General features: G+C 71.6%; 16 protein-coding genes. 13 read left to right on the forward strand and 3 right to left on the reverse strand.

Features of this window, described 5'->3' with window-relative positions; genetic code table 11:
- Positions 1-8: 8 nt before the first annotated feature.
- Positions 9-1,067, reverse strand: a complete 1,059-nt coding sequence (locus ABWV53_RS12395; protein ID WP_353366267.1) for a porin — start codon at positions 1,065-1,067, stop codon at positions 9-11.
- Between the two features lie 296 nt (positions 1,068-1,363).
- Here ABWV53_RS12395 and coq7 point away from each other — a divergent pair, with 296 nt between their 5' ends.
- Positions 1,364-1,981: a 2-polyprenyl-3-methyl-6-methoxy-1,4-benzoquinone monooxygenase gene (gene coq7 / locus ABWV53_RS12400; RefSeq protein ID WP_353366269.1), complete on the forward strand. Its 618-nt coding sequence runs from the start codon at positions 1,364-1,366 to the stop codon at positions 1,979-1,981.
- 24 nt (positions 1,982-2,005) lie between these two features.
- Here coq7 and ABWV53_RS12405 read toward each other — a convergent pair whose 3' ends face one another.
- Positions 2,006-2,455 (reverse strand): OsmC family protein, encoded by a 450-nt coding sequence (locus tag ABWV53_RS12405; RefSeq protein ID WP_353366271.1) that lies wholly within the window; start codon positions 2,453-2,455, stop codon positions 2,006-2,008.
- A 289-nt stretch (positions 2,456-2,744) separates the two neighbouring features.
- Here ABWV53_RS12405 and ilvA point away from each other — a divergent pair, with 289 nt between their 5' ends.
- The 3 genes from ilvA to ABWV53_RS12420 are packed head-to-tail and all read left to right on the forward strand — an operon-like array spanning position 2,745 to position 5,773.
- The gene (ilvA, locus tag ABWV53_RS12410) at positions 2,745-4,304 is read left to right on the forward strand and encodes a threonine ammonia-lyase, biosynthetic (RefSeq protein ID WP_353366273.1); all 1,560 of its coding nucleotides are present in this window, start codon (positions 2,745-2,747) and stop codon (positions 4,302-4,304) included.
- A gap of 54 nt (positions 4,305-4,358) precedes the next feature.
- Positions 4,359-5,201: an adenosylcobinamide-GDP ribazoletransferase gene (locus ABWV53_RS12415; RefSeq protein ID WP_353366275.1), complete on the forward strand. Its 843-nt coding sequence runs from the start codon at positions 4,359-4,361 to the stop codon at positions 5,199-5,201.
- Positions 5,198-5,773: a histidine phosphatase family protein gene (locus ABWV53_RS12420; protein WP_353366277.1), complete on the forward strand. Its 576-nt coding sequence runs from the start codon at positions 5,198-5,200 to the stop codon at positions 5,771-5,773. The genes ABWV53_RS12415 and ABWV53_RS12420 overlap by 4 nt, the downstream gene beginning before the upstream one ends.
- A gap of 201 nt (positions 5,774-5,974) precedes the next feature.
- Here ABWV53_RS12420 and ABWV53_RS12425 read toward each other — a convergent pair whose 3' ends face one another.
- Complete coding sequence (locus ABWV53_RS12425) at positions 5,975-6,415, reverse strand: type II secretion system protein N (RefSeq protein ID WP_353366279.1); 441 nt, start codon at positions 6,413-6,415, stop codon at positions 5,975-5,977.
- A 23-nt stretch (positions 6,416-6,438) separates the two neighbouring features.
- On the opposite strand from ABWV53_RS12425, the gene gspG reads away from it, so the two are divergent.
- The 9 genes from gspG to gspD all read left to right on the forward strand — a co-directional run bounded on the left by gspG (position 6,439) and on the right by gspD (position 15,445).
- The gene (gene gspG / locus ABWV53_RS12430; protein ID WP_353366281.1) at positions 6,439-6,981 is read left to right on the forward strand and encodes a type II secretion system major pseudopilin GspG; all 543 of its coding nucleotides are present in this window, start codon (positions 6,439-6,441) and stop codon (positions 6,979-6,981) included.
- Between the two features lie 447 nt (positions 6,982-7,428).
- The gene (locus ABWV53_RS12435; RefSeq protein ID WP_353366283.1) at positions 7,429-7,887 is read left to right on the forward strand and encodes a pilus assembly FimT family protein; all 459 of its coding nucleotides are present in this window, start codon (positions 7,429-7,431) and stop codon (positions 7,885-7,887) included.
- On the forward strand, positions 7,884-8,261 hold the full coding sequence (gspI, locus tag ABWV53_RS12440) for a type II secretion system minor pseudopilin GspI (RefSeq protein ID WP_353366285.1): 378 nt from the start codon (positions 7,884-7,886) through the stop codon (positions 8,259-8,261). The genes ABWV53_RS12435 and gspI overlap by 4 nt, the downstream gene beginning before the upstream one ends.
- A 170-nt stretch (positions 8,262-8,431) precedes the next feature.
- The gene (locus ABWV53_RS12445) at positions 8,432-9,073 is read left to right on the forward strand and encodes a PulJ/GspJ family protein (protein ID WP_353366711.1); all 642 of its coding nucleotides are present in this window, start codon (positions 8,432-8,434) and stop codon (positions 9,071-9,073) included.
- 71 nt (positions 9,074-9,144) lie between these two features.
- Positions 9,145-10,125, forward strand: a complete 981-nt coding sequence (gspK, locus tag ABWV53_RS12450; RefSeq protein ID WP_502903893.1) for a type II secretion system minor pseudopilin GspK — start codon at positions 9,145-9,147, stop codon at positions 10,123-10,125.
- Positions 10,126-10,215: 90 nt separating this feature from the next.
- Complete coding sequence (gene gspL / locus ABWV53_RS12455) at positions 10,216-11,460, forward strand: type II secretion system protein GspL (RefSeq protein ID WP_353366289.1); 1,245 nt, start codon at positions 10,216-10,218, stop codon at positions 11,458-11,460.
- Positions 11,457-12,092 carry a type II secretion system protein M gene (locus ABWV53_RS12460; RefSeq protein ID WP_353366291.1) on the forward strand — a complete coding sequence of 212 codons (636 nt, stop codon included), beginning with the start codon at positions 11,457-11,459 and terminating at the stop codon, positions 12,090-12,092. Before gspL ends, ABWV53_RS12460 begins: the two co-directional genes overlap by 4 nt.
- Positions 12,093-12,204: 112 nt before the next feature.
- On the forward strand, positions 12,205-13,023 hold the full coding sequence (gspN, locus tag ABWV53_RS12465) for a type II secretion system protein N (RefSeq protein ID WP_353366293.1): 819 nt from the start codon (positions 12,205-12,207) through the stop codon (positions 13,021-13,023).
- 4 nt (positions 13,024-13,027) lie between these two features.
- A complete protein-coding gene (gene gspD, locus ABWV53_RS12470) occupies positions 13,028-15,445 on the forward strand; it encodes a type II secretion system secretin GspD (protein ID WP_353366295.1) in 2,418 nt (805 codons plus the stop codon).
- Positions 15,446-15,450 lie beyond the last annotated feature (5 nt).

Genomic DNA, 15,450 nt, shown 5'->3' on the forward strand with positions numbered 1-15,450 from the left:
GCGAGGAATTAGAAGGAGTGGCGCACACCGACTTGCACGCCGGATTGGTTTTCGCCGATGCCAGGACCGCCGACGTTCGACAGACCCTTGGAAGCCACGCCTGGCAGAACTTGGTTCGAAGCGTCCTTGTTCTTCAGGTAAGCGTACGTGCCGTACAGGGCGGTGCGCTTGGACAGGTTGTGCACATAGCCCAGAGCCAGCTGGTGAGCCTTGGAGTCGATGGCCTTTTGGTCGTACAGAGCGTATTGCAGCTTGAACTCGCCGGCGCCGACAGGCACGGATGCGCCCACAGCGTATGCGTTGAACTTGGCATCGGACTGGCCTGGACGGTCGTACTTCGACTGTTGCAGCAGCGTGCTCAGCTTGGCGACGTTCAGGTTGTACGAAGCGCCGACCGTCAGGGTGTCGCGGGAGATCGCGGCGTTGGCAGCGGTCACCAGGTCACGTTGGTCGTACGACACGGCAACGCTCAGAGGGCCGTTGTCGTAGGCGCCGAAGCCGCCAGCGTAGCGGCCAGCCTTGCCAACGGTTTGCTCGTCGAAGCCGTAGCCCAGACCAGCGGTGAAGCCGCCGAAGTTAGGCGTGTAGTAGCTGATCATGTTGCTGGAACGAACGTTGCCAGCGTCAGCCGTTGGGCTGCCCACCCAGTTTTGCCAGCCGTTGAATTGGCCGATACCGGTTTGACCGAAGACGTCGTAGCCGCTGGTCTTGCTGTAGCCAGGGGTCAGTTCACGGCCCAGACGGACTTCACCGAAGCCGCCCATCAGGCTGATGGTCGAACGACGTTGGAAGTTGAAGCCGGAAGCGTTGCCGTTGTCACCGAAGATTTCGCCTTCGAGCCAGAAGCCAGCCTTCAGGCCGCCACCCAGATCTTCGGTACCGCGGAAGCCCAGGCGGCTCGTCGCGTTGCCGCTGGTGGTCAGGCCGTACACGTTGTCGCCAGCAGCGTTGGCGTTGTCGATGTAGGTCACGCCGGTGTCGACGATACCGAACAGCGTCACGGACGACTGAGCCATTGCAGCACCGGAGGAAGCCAGCACAGCCAGGGCAATCAGGGATTTTTTCATTGCGAGTTACTCCAAGGTTAAACAGAGGGCGCCGGTTCAGAGGGCCGAGCTGCGAAAGACGCGCAGCCCTCGCCGGTTCCCCGGGCCAACCTCCTGGTGGGGAAGTTACGGGTATTGCAACAGACGCCAGCAGGTTTCGCAAAGGAATTCCCGCACAATTCGATTGCGAAGCAGTATTCCGTTGCAGTGCTGCAACAGCCCCCCGCAATCGCAGAAAACCCTCGAAACAGCGGCTTCTTCGCCTACACCGTTTTCCCTTTTATTCCCTGGCAGATTCCCCCATTTTCATCGTCACCATGGACTCATTCCTGATCGCCGCCGACGCCGCGCTCAAAACCCTGTTCGCCAAGCCGGCCGCCGCGGAGCCCTCGCCGGCCCGTGGCGTGGCACAACAAGCACTTTCCGCGCCAGAGCGGCGGCTCTCAGGCGCGTTGATGCGTGTCAACCATGTTGGCGAGGTCTGCGCCCAGGCGCTCTACACCGCCCAGGCCAGCGTCACGTCGGACCCGGCGTTGCGCCGCGACCTGCTGGAGGCGGCCCGCGAGGAAACCGACCACCTGGCCTGGACGCAGGAACGGCTGGATGCGTTGGGCGCCCGGCCCAGCCTGCTGAATCCGCTCTGGTATGCCGGGGCGTTCACCATCGGCCTAGTGGCGGCCAAGGTAAGCGACCGCGCCAGCCTGGGGTTCGTGGTGGAAACCGAACGCCAGGTGGCCCAGCACCTGAAGGGCCACCTCGGCCGCCTGCCGCAGGCCGACCATGCGTCACGCGCCGTGGTGGTGCGCATGCAGGCGGATGAAGAGCGCCACGCGGCGCACGCCCTGGCCTCTGGCGCCTTGCCCCTGCCGGCCCCGGCCCGCTGGGCGATGCGCGCGGCCGCCAAGGTGATGACCACCACGGCGCACTATCTATAAGAAGAGAAGAAGGGCGCCGCCCCTTCAGCCTTCCACGATGTCGAAGCCGGTCGTGATCTCGGCCGTCTTGCCCAGCATGATGCTGGCCGAGCAGTACTTGTCGTGGCTCATCGCGATGGCCCGCTCGACGGCTGCGGGCGGAATGCCCCGTCCGGTCACCGTGAACTGCATGTGGATCTTGGTGAACACCTTGGGATCGACCTCGGCCCGCTCCGAGGTCAGCTTGACGCTGCAGCCGCGCACGTCGTGCCGGCCGCGCTTGAGGATCAGCACCACGTCGTAGGCGGTGCAGCCGCCGGTGCCGGCCAGCACGGTTTCCATCGGGCGCGGCGCCAGGTTCTGGCCGCCGTTGGCGGGGCTGGCGGCGTCGGGCGCGCCGTCCATGGCCAGGATGTGGCCGCTGCCGGTCTCGGCGACGAAGCCCATTCCAGAGCGGGTTCCGCTGGCTCCAGTCCAGCTGACGGTGCATTCCATGTTGTTTTTTTCCCAAAGTTGGACCAACGGTACAGCTTGTCCGACCGCCGGCGATGCAATTTTGCTGCATCGCAGCATCCATTGCGCTACACTTGACCCATGCGCTGCTTTATTTGATCAGCGCACCCATTGTCTCCTCCATCTCCTCAAAGGATGGATTCGGCCCTGGACCTCACGGTTCGGGGCCGTTTTTTTTGCCCGATCGGTGTGCGGCTCGGGCCGCGGAAGCAGGCGCCTATGATGGCGGCCCCGCCGCTTGCCGCGGCGGGCTCTTTCCGACGCTCTGCCCATGAACCAGCCCCTCACCCCGTTCGACTACCTGAAGAAGATCCTCACTGCCCGCGTCTACGACGTGGCCGTCGAGTCCGACCTGCAGCCGGCCCGCGCCCTGAGCCAGCGGCTGGGCAACCAGGTGCTGCTCAAGCGTGAAGACCAACAGCCGGTGTTCAGCTTCAAGCTGCGCGGCGCCTACAACAAGATGGCGCACCTGACGCCCCAGCAGCTGAAGAAGGGCGTGATCTGCGCCTCGGCCGGCAACCACGCCCAGGGCGTGGCGATGAGCGCGCGCAAGCTCGGCGCCCGCGCCGTGGTCGTCATGCCCACGACCACGCCGCAGCTGAAGATCGACGCCGTGCGCACGCTGGGGGGCGACGTGGTGCTGCACGGCGACAGCTATTCCGACGCCTACGGCCACGCCGTGCGGCTGCAGCAGGAGCAAGGGCTGACGTTCGTGCACCCGTTCGACGACCCCGACGTCATCGCCGGCCAGGGCACCATCGCGATGGAGATCCTGCGGCAGCTGCAGAGCCTGGGCAGCAGCCGGCTCGACGCCGTCTTCGTCGCCATCGGCGGCGGCGGGCTGGTGAGCGGCGTGGCCAACTACATCAAGGCGGTGCGCCCGGACATCCGCGTGATCGGCGTGCAGATGAACGATTCCGACGCCATGGCGCAGTCGGTGCGCGCCCACCAGCGGGTGACGCTGCCCGACGTGGGCCTGTTCTCGGACGGCACCGCCGTCAAGCTGGTGGGTGAAGAAACCTTCCGCGTCGCGAGCGGCCTGGTGGACGAGTTCATCACCGTCGACACCGACGCCGTCTGCGCCGCCATCAAGGACATCTTCGTGGACACGCGCAGCATCGTGGAGCCAGCCGGCGCGCTGGCCGTGGCCGCCATCAAGCAGTACGTGGCCGACCGCGGCACCACGGGCGAAACGTATGCCGCCATCCTCTGCGGCGCCAACATGAACTTCGACCGCCTGCGCTTCGTCGCGGAGCGCGCCGAGGTGGGCGAGGAGCGCGAGGCCCTCTTCGCCGTGACCATTCCCGAGGCGCGGGGCAGCTTCCGGCGCTTCTGCGAAGTCGTCGGCACCCTGCCCGGCGGCCCGCGCAACGTGACCGAATTCACCTACCGCATCAGCGACGCCGCCCGCGCCCACGTGTTCGTGGGCCTGACCACGCTGGGCCGGGGCGAGTCCACCCAGATCGCCGGCACCTTCGAGCAACAGGGCTTCGAGGCACTGGACCTGACGCACGACGAGCTGGCCAAGGAACACCTGCGCCACCTCGTCGGCGGCCATTCGGCCCTGGCGCAGGACGAGCGGCTGATGCGCTTCACCTTTCCCGAGCGGCCCGGGGCGCTGCTCAAGTTCCTGAGCCTGATGCAGCCCACCTGGAACATCAGCCTCTTTCATTACCGCAACCAGGGCGCCGACTATGGCCGCATCCTCGTGGGCATGCAGGTGCCGGCCGAGGACAAGGCCGCGTTCGACGCCTTCCTGCAGGCGCTCGACTACCCCTGGGTCGAAGAGACCGCCAACCCGGCCTACCGGCTGTTTCTTCAAGCCAAATAGGCCCGTGGCGCCCACTACACAAGCGCCTCAAGCTATACATTCGATAGCAAACCGATGAATCCCTGGCACCGCTCGCAGCAGGCGCTGCGCCACTACCTGCTGGCGGTGCAGTTCTTCACGCGGCTGCCGGTCACCGGGCGGCTGGCCGGCTGGGTGGGCTACAGCCCGGCCATGCTGCGGGCCAGCGCGGCGCATTTTCCGGGTGTCGGCTGGCTGGTGGGCGGCGTGGCCGTGGCCGTCCATGCCCTGCTGCACGCGGCACTGGGCGGCGGCCTCGCGCAACCCCTGGCGCTGTGGGTGGCCGCCGTCGGCAGCACCATCGCCACCGTGCTCGCCACCGGCGGCTTCCATGAAGACGGCCTGGCCGACGTGGCCGACGGCCTGGGCGGCAGCGCGCAGCGCGAGCGGGCGCTGGAGATCATGAAAGACTCGCGCATCGGGGCGTTCGGCGCCATGGCGCTGGTGCTGGCGCTGCTGGCCAAGGTGTCGCTGCTGGCGCTCATCGGCAGCCACGGGCTCGTGGCGACGCTGCTGCTGCTCTGGGCGGGGCACGTCTCGTCGCGCGGCTGGCCGCTGTTGCTGATCCGCGCCCTGCCGCATGTGGGCGACACCGCCACCTCCAAGAGCAAGCCGCTGGCCGACCGCATCGGCCTGCCCGCCCTGTGGGCCGCCGCTGCATGGTGCTTCGTGCCCCTGGCGCTGGTGGGATGGGCGCTGGGCGCTATCACTTTCGCAGCAAGCCTGGCCGCCAGCGCCCTGGCCGCCGCCGCCATGCACCGCTGGTTCGCCCGCCGGTTGCAGGGCTTCACCGGCGACTGCCTGGGCGCCACCCAGCAGGTGTGCGAACTGGCCTTCTACCTGGGCGCCGCCATCGCGCTGGCGCCACGCGGGGCGTGACCCCGCCCCGGCTCTGGCTGGCCCGCCACGCCCGGCCGCTGATCGCTGCCGGCATCTGCTATGGCCGCCACGACGTTCCCGCCGATGCACGGGCTACCGTGCAGGCGGCGGCCGCGCTGCATGCCGCCCTGCCCGGGCGACTGGCGGCGTGCTGGCATTCTCCGCTACAAAGATGTGAGCAGCTTGCGTTGGAAATACGGGCGTTGCGGCCCGATTTGACCTTTGATCCAGACACCCGCCTGACCGAACTGCACTTCGGCACCTGGGAGGCGCGCGCCTGGAGCGACATCGCCCGCGCCGACATCGACGCCTGGACCGGTGCCTTCGACAGCCACGCCCCCGGCGGCGGCGAGCCGCTGGCGGCCATGCTGCGGCGCGTGGCCGATGCGCTGGCCGACGCCCGGCGCGCCGCAGGCCGGGCACAGGGCGCGGACGTGCTCTGGATCACCCACGCCGGCGTGGCGCGGTGCGTGCTTTGGCTGCAGCGGCATGGCGAGCGGCTGCCGCGGTCGCATGAATGGACGGACGCAGCCCCCGCATTCGGCGGCTGGGCCACGGTGCCGCTGGGCTAAGAACGTGTTGACGATCTCGCAGGGGATCGCGTTGGAGCGCAATCGGGATGAGTGGATGCTGCGGATGCGCCGCATGGGCTCGTGCCCATGCAAGCAGCCGGAGCCTCCAATCGCCCGATCTCGCTCCAACCCGGAGGGCAGCGACCCCTGGGAGATCGTCAACACGTTCTAAGACCCCGGCCTGCGGGCCGGTGTGGGTGGCTATTTCCTGAGCGGCATGTCCAGCGCCACGCTGGTCTCGCCCCCCATCGAGGGGCCCAGCCGCGCCTGGTTGCGCCCCAGCGCCTGCAGCACCAGCCCGGGCTCCAGCTCGGCCCCCACGCGATACGGCTTGGCGGGCTTGCCGTCGATGGCGATCAGCGCGGCACCGCCGCCGCTGGCGGTGCCGGCCAGCACGCCCACCAGGGCGAAACGGCTGGCCGCCGCAGGCGCCGCCACCGGAGCCGCCGGCACGGCGCCGAGCAACCGGGCCAGGGCCTGCGCATCGGGCGCCACCGGCTCGGGCGCTGCCACGGCCACCGGCAGGGCGGGAGCCTGCGCCGAGAGCTTCAGGCCCCAGTACACGGTGCTGGCGCCCGCCACGGCCCAGAGCGCCATCGTGCCCAGCCGCACGCCCCAGGGGCTGAATGTGTTTGTCACCATCGCAGGATTATGATTGACCGGATATGTCCCACACGAGCCCCCCACCGCGTCTGATCGACACCACGCCCTTGATGCCTGCCGCTGGCCAGGCCGGCCCCGCACCCCTGCGCGGGCCTGCCGCGACCGGCCGGCGGCTCGGCCAGCGCATCCGCCGCCGCGTGGCGGCCGGCTTCACCCTGATCGAGCTGATGGTGGTGCTGGTCATCATCGGCGTGCTGGCCGCGCTGATCGTGCCCAACGTGCTCGACCGCGCCGACGACGCCCGCAGCACCGCCGCCCGCACCGACGTCACCAACATCGTGCAGGCCCTGAAGCTCTACCGCCTGGACAACCAGCGCTACCCCACGGCCGAGCAGGGCCTGCAGGCGCTGATCGCCAAACCCACCACCGGCCCGGCGCCCGGCAACTGGCGCCCCTACCTGGAAAAGCTGCCCAACGACCCCTGGGGCCGGCCCTACCAGTACCTCAGCCCCGGCATCAAGGGCGAAGTGGACGTGATGTCCTTCGGCGCCGACGGCCAGTCCGGCGGCGAAGGCAAGGATGCCGACATCGGCAGCTGGCAGTAAAGGATGACCCCCACGGTCGCGCACTGCGTGTCGCTCCCTGCCCCCCGAGGGGGCCGCGTTTCGCCTTGGGGCGACCCGGCGGCGGGAAGCGCCCCCACGCTCGCGCACTGCGTGTCGCTCCCTGCCCCCCGAGGGGGCCGCGTTTCGCCTTGGGGCGACCCGGCGGCGGGAAGCGCCCCCACGCTCGCGCACTGCGTGTCGCTCCCTGCCCCCCGAGGGGGCCGCGTTTCGCCTTGGGGCGGCCCGGCGGCAGGAAGCGCCCCCACGCTCGCGCACTGCGTGTCGCTCCCTGCCCCCCGAGGGGGCCGCGTTTCGCCTTGGGGCGGCCCGGCGGCAGGAAGCGCCCCCACGCTCGCGCACTGCGTGTCGCTCCCTGCCCCCCGAGGGGGCCGCGTTTCGCCTTGGGGCGGCCCGGCGGCGAAACCTTTCTCTGACTGATTCGGTGGGGTGACGGTGGCTGGTTCCTTGTGCGTGCGTCGGCGTGGCCGTCACCGCGGCTTCACCCTGCTGGAGCTGATGGTCGTGATCTCCATCATCGCCCTGGCCACCGTCGGCGTGGGGTTCGCGCTGCGCGATGGCGGCGAAACGCAGCTGCAGCGCGAGGGCGAGCGCCTGGCGGCGCTGCTGGAGTCGGCGCGGGTGCAGTCGCGCACCTCGGGCGTGGCGGTGCGCTGGCAGGGCGGGCCGCAGGGTTTCCGCTTCGACGGGCTGCCGCAGGGCGCACAGTTGCCCACGCAGTGGCTGGACGGCGCCACCGGCGTGCGCGGGCCGGCCGTGCTGTGGCTGGGGCCCGAGCCGCTGATCGGCGCACAGCAGGTGGTGATCGTGAGCAGCGCGCACCCGCAGCGCGCGGTGCGCGTGGCCACCGACGGGCTGCGGCCTTTTTCCGCGCAGGGACTGCAGTGACCCGCCCCCGCGCACCCGCCGCGCCGCAGCGGGGCTTCACGCTGGTCGAGGTGATGGTGGCGCTGGCCATCGTCGCCATCGCCCTGCTGGCGGGGCTGCAGGCGACGTCCGCCCTCACGCGCAACGCCGCCCGCCAGACCGATGTGTTGCTGGCCCACGTGTGCGCCGAGAACGAACTGGTGAAGGTGCGGCTGTCCAGCCAGATTCCCTCGATCGGCGACTCCCAGCTCACCTGCGAGCAGGCGGGGCGGCGCTACGACGTGCTGGTGTCGGTGCTGCCGCTGCCCAACCCGCAGTTCCGGCGCGTCGATGCGCAGGTGTCGGAGGGTGGCAACTCGGTGCTGCGGGTTTCGACCATCGTGGGGAGGTATTGATGCCCATCCCCCTGTGGCGCTTCGCGCCTTCCCCCTTCTCTCGCATCGCTGCGCGATGCGGGAAGGGGGACGCCGCCAGCGCGGCGGGGCGGCCCTTGCGCGGCGGCTGCTGGCCTGGGCCGCGCACGAACCACACCCGCGCCCTGCGCGGCTTCACGCTGATCGAGCTGATGGTCGCCATCGCCGTGATGGCGCTGATCGCCATCATGAGCTGGCGCGGGCTGGACGGCATGGTGCGGTCGCAGGAGCAGACGCGCGAGCGGACCGATGGCCTGCTGGTGATGGAGACGGTGCTGGCGCAGTGGAAGGCCGACCTGGATGCGCTGCAGGCCGTGGAGGGCACCGAGCCTCTGGCGTGGGACGGGCAGGTGCTGCGGCTGACGCGCCACGGCACGCGCCTGCCCGACGAGGGCGCGCTGGTGGTGGCCTGGGCGGCGCGGGCGGTGGAGGGCCGCACGCAGTGGCTGCGCTGGCAGTCGCCGCCGCTGCGCACGCATGGCGAGTGGGAAGACGCCTGGCAGCGCGCGGCGCAGTGGGCGCGCACCCCGGGCGAGGCCGAGCGCCGCGCCGAGACGGTGCTGATGCCGGTGCAGCAGTGGCAGGTGTTCTATTTCCGGGGCGGCGCGTGGTCGAACGCGCAGTCGAGCACCGGCACCTCGGCGTCGCCGCAGACGCCGGGCGGGCTGTCGCCCGAGGCGGCCAGCATTCCCGACGGCATTCGCCTGCAGCTGCTGCTGCCCGCCGGCGGCGCGCTGGCCGGCGAGATGACGATCGACTGGGTGAACCCGCTGCAAGGGGGCAACAAGTCATGACGGTGCGCCACCACCACCGCCCCCGCCCCCGCCCCCGCAGCGCGCAGCGGGGCGCCGCCCTGCTGGCCGCCATGCTGACCGTGACGCTGGTGGCCGCGTTCGCCTCGGCCGCCATGTGGCAGCAGTGGCGGTCGGTGGAGGTGGAAACGGCCGAGCGGGCGCGCGTGCAGTCGGCCTGGATCCTGGTGGGGGCGCTGGACTGGTCGCGGCTGATCCTGCGGGAGGACTCGCTGGCGCGCAACGGCGACGGCACCGACAACCTGACCGAGCCCTGGGCGGTGCCGCTGGAAGAGGCGCGCCTGTCCACCTTCCTGGCCGCGCAGCGGGGCGTGGCGCAGGTGGAAGACGCCAGCACCGACACCGCCAACGCCTTTCTCTCCGGCCAGATCACCGACCTGCAGTCGCGCCTGAACCTGCGCAACCTGGCCAGCAACGGGCAGGTCAACCCGGTGGCGCTGCGCCAGTTCACCCGGCTGTTCGAATACCTCGGCCTGCCGATGCAGGATCTGACGCTGCTGAGCCAGGGCATGGCGCAGGCGCAGGTACAGCGCGGCACCGGCACCGGTTCGGGCACCGGCAGCGCCGCCCCGGCCGGCGCCAGCCGCAGTGCCGGCGCGCCCCTGCTGCCGCAGACTGTGTCGCAACTGACCTGGTGGGGCCTGTCGCCGGCCAGCGTGGCCGCGCTGGCGCCCTACGCCACGCTCTTGCCGGTGGCCACCCGCGTCAACGTAAACACGGCCGACGCCGTGGTGCTGTGGGCCAGCATCGACAAGCTGGACATGGCCGACGCGCAGCGGCTGGTGCAGGCGCGGGAAGGCAACTACTTCAAGACCGAGAGCGACGCCGCCCGGCTGATCGGCAGCCAGGCCGAGCTGACCGGGGCCACGCATTCCGTGTCGTCCAGCTACTTCGAGGTGCGCGGCCGGCTGCGGCTGGGCACGGCGGTGGTGGAGGAACGGTCCCTGGTGCTCAAGCAGCGCGGCTCGGTGCGCACGCTGTGGCGCGAGCGCGGCAGCTTCGTGCGCGACAGCGCCGATGCGCTGCGCCGCTAGCCCATGGCCAGCCCCGCCACCGGTGCTCCACCGGCCCCCGCGTGCGGCACCGTCATCGCCCGCCTCTAGAATGGCCCGCCGAACCGATCCATGAGCACCCTCATCCTGACCCTGCCCCCGGACATGCCGGGGCCCGCCGCCGAGTACGGCTACACGCTGACCGCCGACGGCCACACCGCCATCCGCCACGCCAGTGCCACCGCAGCCCTGCTGCCCGACCCTGGGCGCGCCGGAGAGACGGTGGCCGTGGTGCCCGCGCGCCTGCTGTCCTGGCACCGGGTGACGCTGCCCCAGGGCACGGGCGGCCAGGCGCCGCGCCTGCGTGCCGTGCTGGAAGGGCTGCTGGAAGAGCGCCTGCTCGACGACACCGTGCTGCTGCACTTCGCCCTGCAGCCCGGCGCGCGCGCGGGCGAGCCCGCCTGGGTCGCCGTGTGCGACCGCGCCTGGCTGCGCGCCGCCCTGCAGACGCTGGAGGCCGCCGGCCGGCCGGTGTCGCGCGTGGTGCCCGAATTCGCGCCCGGCCCCACGGCCAGCGGCGCGGCCGAATTCTTCGCCGTCGGCACGCCGGAAGATCCGCAGCTGGTGGCCACCGGCCACGGCGCCGACCAGGCCGTGGTCATGCTGCCGCTCACGCCCGCGTCGCTGGACTGGCTGGGCGCCACCGCCGCTCCGGCCGACGGTGCCGCCCCCGCAGCGCTGCGGGCGGAACCCGCCGTGGCCGCCCTGGCCGAACGCCTGCTGGGCCGCCCGGTGGAACTGCGCACCGCCAGCCAGCGCGCCCTGGAGGCGGCCCGCGGCGACTGGGACCTGGCCCAGTTCGACCTGGCCAGCAGCGGCCGCACCCGCGCCCTGCGCAAGGCCGGCAGCGCCGCCGGCCTGCTGGCGCGCGCGCCGCAGTGGCGCGCCGCCCGCTGGGCCATCGGCGTGCTGCTCGTCGCCCAGGTGGTGGGCCTGAACGTGTGGGCCTGGCAGGAACGCCGGGCCCTGGCCGCCAAGGAGGCCGGCGTGCGCGGCGCGCTCACCCAGACCTTTCCGCAGGTCAAGGCCATCGTCGACGCGCCGGTGCAGATGGAGCGCGAGCTGGCCCTGCTGCGCCAGGCTGCCGGCAGCCTCGCGCCCGGCGACCTGGAGCCCCTGATGGCCGCCACCGGCGCCGCCCTGCCGGACGGGCAGCTGCCTGCATCACTGGAATACGCGGGCGGCGAGCTGCGCCTGCGCGGGCTGGACCTGGGCGCCCCCGCCATCGACACGCTGAACCAGCGGCTGATGGCACGCGGCTACCTGGCGCGTGAACAGAATGGACTGCTGCAGGTGCGGCAGGAGGTGCAGCGATGAACACAGCCCGCAATCCGCGCGGCGCCGGCACCCGGCCCGGCGGCCCGGCCCGCACGCTGGCCCCCGCGCTGCAGGCCCGCTGGAGGGCGCTGGCGCGGCGTGAACAGACCCTGGTGCTGGCCGCGGCCGGCGTGGTGGCGCTGGCCCTGCTGTGGTGGGTGGCCCTGGCGCCTGCGCTGCAGACGCTGCGCACCGCCCCGGCGCGCCATGCCGCGCTCGACGCGCAACTGCAGCACATGCAGTCGCTGCAGGCCGAGGCGCTGCAGCTGCAGGCCGCGCCTCGCGCACGCGGCGGCGATGCGCTGCGCAGCCTGCAGGCGTCGATCACCCAGCAGCTGGGTGCGAGCGCGCAGATCTCCACTGCGGGCGACCGCGTCACCGTCACCCTGAAAGGCGCGCCGGCCGATGCGCTGGCGCAGTGGCTCACCCAGGCGCGCACCACCAGCCGCGTGGTGCCGCTCGAAGCGCGATTGACCCGGTCCACGGCCCCAACGCCCGCGAACGCAGCCCCGGCCACGCTCGCGCCCCCATCCGGCGGCGCCCGCGCCGGCGCGGCCCCGGCGCCCGCTGCCGCGCCGGCGGGCCCGCCGCGCTGGGATGGAACGCTGGTGCTGGCGCTGCCGGCCGCCTGAAGATCGCAGCGTTTTTTTCCCCACCCAGCACGTCCGCTGACCCCGCCGCCCCACCTCGTCCAAGCGCGCTCCGCTCCCCCGCCTTTCCACCCTCTTTCACACCCCAGCTGTCGTGGCCCGCTCTCCATCGCGCACCCTGCCTTCCACCGCCGCGCCCCGCTCGCCGTGGGGCTGGGCCGTGCTCGGGCTGCTGCTGGGCGTGCTGCCGGCGCTCGCGCTCTTCGCGCCGGCCCGCTGGCTGGCCGCCGGCGTGGCCCGGGCCAGCGCCGGCCAGGTGCTGCTGGCCGAGCCGCGTGGCACCGTGTGGAACGGCTCGGCGCAGCTGCTGCTCACCGGCGGCAGCGGCAGCCAGGACCGCGCCGCCCTGCCCGGCCGGCTGCAGTGGCAGCTGCGCCCGGCCTGGGCCGGCGCGCGCGCCGTGCTGCGGGCCGACTGCTGCACCAGCGCGGCGGAGCCGCTGCGCATCGCGCTGCGGGCCGGCTGGGGCACGGCGCACGTGGCGCTGGCCGACGGCCGCAGCCAGTGGCCCGCCGCGGTGCTGGCCGGGCTGGGCACGCCCTGGAACACCGTGCAGCCGCAAGGCCAGCTGCAGCTGTCCACCCAGGCGCTGGCCCTGTCGTGGGCCGACGGCCGCATGCAGCTGGGCGGCGGCCTGCAGCTGGACGCTCTCGACATGTCCTCCCGCCTGTCCACCCTGCGCCCCATGGGCAGCTACCGCCTGGCGCTGCAGGGCGGCGGCCCGGCCCCCACGCTCACGCTGACCACGCTGGGCGGCGCGCTGCTGCTGCAGGGCAGCGGCCAGTGGGTGGGCAGCCGCCTGCGCTTCACCGGCGAGGCCACCGCCGCGCCCGACCGCGAGGCCGCGCTGGCGAACCTTCTCAACATCATCGGGCGGCGCACCGGCGCGCGCTCCATCATCACCGTGGGTTGACCGTATGAATTCCCTGCCTCCTCAACGGCTGCAATTTGCTATTCATTTCATAGCTGGATGCGCTTTAATGGCCTGCGCCAGCGGCAGTTTGCATGCCCAAACGGCGGTGTCGACCAGCACCGGCAGCGTGCGGGCGGGCGAGCCGGTCACGCTGAACTTCGCCGGCGCCGACATCGAGGCCGTGGCCCGCACCATGGCCACCATCACCGGCCGCAACGTGGTGGTCGATCCGCGCGTGAAGGGCCAGCTCAACCTGGTGACCGAGCGGGCCGTGACGCCGGCCGCCGCGTTCGACCAGTTCCTGGCGGCGCTCCGGCTGCAGGGCTTCACGGTGGTGGAAGCGGCCGGGCTCTACAAGGTGGTGCCCGAAGCAGACGCCAAGCTGCAGGCCGGCTCGGTGAGCGTGACGCAGGGCAGCTCGGGCCGCGCGCCCTCGGGCGGGCAGATCGTCACGCAGATCTTCAAGCTGAACTTCGAGAACGCGGCCAACCTGGTGCCGGTGCTGCGCCCGCTCATCAGCCCCAACAACACGATCAACGTGAACCCCGGCAACAACTCGCTGGTGATCACCGACTACGCCGACAACCTGCAGCGCATCGCGCGCATCGTGGCGGCGATGGATGTGTCCAATGCCAGCGACGTGGAGATCATTCCGCTGCAGAACGCCGTGGCGAGCGAGCTGGCGCCGCTGGTGTCGCGGCTGATCGAGGGCTCGGGCAGCGCGGCCCCCACGGCCGCCATCGCCCAGGGCACCCCCACCGCCGGCCAGTCGGACACGGGCTTTCGCACCACGCTGCTGGCCGAGCCGCGCAGCAACTCGCTGATCGTGCGGGCGGCCAACCCGGCGCGCCTGGCCCTGGTGCGCACGCTGGTCGCCAAGCTGGACCAGCCGGCCGCGCCCGGCAGCAGCGCGGCGAACGGCAACATCCACGTGGTCTACCTGAAGAACGCCGACGCGACCAAGCTGGCGACCACGCTGCGCGCCGCGCTGGCGGCGTCGATGGGCAGCAGCGCCGCAGGCGGCAGCTCGGGCGGCAGCATTCCCAGTGCCGCCACGGGTGGCGGGCTGTCGCAAACGGGCGGCATGAACGCCGGAATGAGCGGCGGCACTTTCGGCGGCGCGGCGGGCGGCATGGGCGGCGGCAGCAGCAGCGCCGGGGGCCTGGGCAGCGCGGCCGGCAGCCTGAATTCCGCCAACAGCAACCAGCCTTCGACCGGCGGGCAGATCCAGGCCGACCCGACCACCAACTCGCTCATCATCTCGGCACCCGAGCCGCAGTTCCGCCAGCTGCGCGCGGTCATCGACCAGCTCGACGGCCGCCGCGCCCAGGTGCTGGTGGAGAGCCTGATCGTCGAGGTCTCGGCCAACAAGGTGGCCGAATTCGGCATCCAGTGGCAGGGGGTGATGGGCAACTATGGCAACGGCACCATCGGCGTGCTGGGCACCAACTCCAGCGCGTCCAGTTCCGGAGGCGGGGCCAACATCCTCAACCTGGCGCTGGCGGCCGCCACGGGCAACGCCACCAACATCGCCGGGGCGGTGTCGGGCCTGAACAACGGCCTGAACGTCGCCATCGCGCCGCGCATCAACGGCAACTACTACCTGGGCGCGCTGGCCAACTTCCTGGAGAACACGGGCGACGCCAACGTGCTCTCCACCCCCAACCTGATGACGCTGGACAACGAAGAGGCCCAGATCATCATCGGCAACAACGTGCCCTTCCCCACGGGCTCCTACGCCAACACCACCGGCAGCGCCACGGTGAACCCGTTCACCACGGTCGAGCGCAAGGACGTGGGCCTGATGCTGCGCGTGCGCCCGCAGATCAACGAGAACGGCACCGTCAAGCTCACGCTCTACCAGGAGGTGTCGCAGGTGGACGCCTCCACGCTCAATTCGGTCAACGGCCCGACCACCAGCAAGCGCTCCATCGAATCCACCGTGCTGGTGGGCGACGGCAGCGTGATCGTGCTGGGCGGCCTGCTGGAAGACCGGTACGCGCTGGGGCAGGACAAGGTGCCGGTGGTGGGCGACCTGCCGGTGGTGGGCGCGCTGTTCCGCAACGAGAACCGCTCGCGCCGCAAGACCAACCTGATGGTCTTCCTGCGGCCGGTGGTGGTGCGCGACGGCGCCACCAGCGACGCGCTGGTGATGGACCGCTATGAAGCCATCCGCGCGCTGCAGCAGGTGACCCAGCCCGCGCCCAGCACGGTGATGCGCAGCGTGCCCGAGGCGCCGGTGCTGCCGCCGCTGCCCGCCCAGCCCATCGCCACCCATCCCGGCGCACCCGCCGCGCCGCGCGCGCCCACGCCGCCGCCGCTGATCGCGCCGCTGCAGCCGGTGCCGCTGGTGCAGCCCGCCGCGCCCGCGCCGGCCCCGGCCTATGTGCCGGGCAACCCGTCGCCCTACAGCCCGCAATAAGGCAC

Source organism: Acidovorax sp. FG27 (genome assembly GCF_040365715.1).
Classification (GTDB): Bacteria; Pseudomonadota; Gammaproteobacteria; order Burkholderiales; family Burkholderiaceae_C; genus Paracidovorax.

Excerpts from the sequence above, each read along its gene's own strand:
- ABWV53_RS12395 (WP_353366267.1), bottom strand. The coding sequence starts at position 1,067 with ATGAAAAAATCCCTGATTGCCCTGGCTGTGCTGGCTTCCTCCGGTGCT.
- coq7 (WP_353366269.1), top strand. The coding sequence starts at position 1,364 with ATGGACTCATTCCTGATCGCCGCCGACGCCGCGCTCAAAACCCTGTTC.
- ABWV53_RS12405 (WP_353366271.1), bottom strand. The coding sequence starts at position 2,455 with ATGGAATGCACCGTCAGCTGGACTGGAGCCAGCGGAACCCGCTCTGGA.
- ilvA (WP_353366273.1), top strand. The coding sequence starts at position 2,745 with ATGAACCAGCCCCTCACCCCGTTCGACTACCTGAAGAAGATCCTCACT.
- ABWV53_RS12415 (WP_353366275.1), top strand. The coding sequence starts at position 4,359 with ATGAATCCCTGGCACCGCTCGCAGCAGGCGCTGCGCCACTACCTGCTG.
- ABWV53_RS12425 (WP_353366279.1), bottom strand. The coding sequence starts at position 6,415 with ATGGTGACAAACACATTCAGCCCCTGGGGCGTGCGGCTGGGCACGATG.
- gspG (WP_353366281.1), top strand. The coding sequence starts at position 6,439 with ATGTCCCACACGAGCCCCCCACCGCGTCTGATCGACACCACGCCCTTG.
- ABWV53_RS12445 (WP_353366711.1), top strand. The coding sequence starts at position 8,432 with ATGGTCGCCATCGCCGTGATGGCGCTGATCGCCATCATGAGCTGGCGC.
- gspK (WP_502903893.1), top strand. The coding sequence starts at position 9,145 with ATGCTGACCGTGACGCTGGTGGCCGCGTTCGCCTCGGCCGCCATGTGG.
- gspL (WP_353366289.1), top strand. The coding sequence starts at position 10,216 with ATGAGCACCCTCATCCTGACCCTGCCCCCGGACATGCCGGGGCCCGCC.
- ABWV53_RS12460 (WP_353366291.1), top strand. The coding sequence starts at position 11,457 with ATGAACACAGCCCGCAATCCGCGCGGCGCCGGCACCCGGCCCGGCGGC.
- gspD (WP_353366295.1), top strand. The coding sequence starts at position 13,028 with ATGAATTCCCTGCCTCCTCAACGGCTGCAATTTGCTATTCATTTCATA.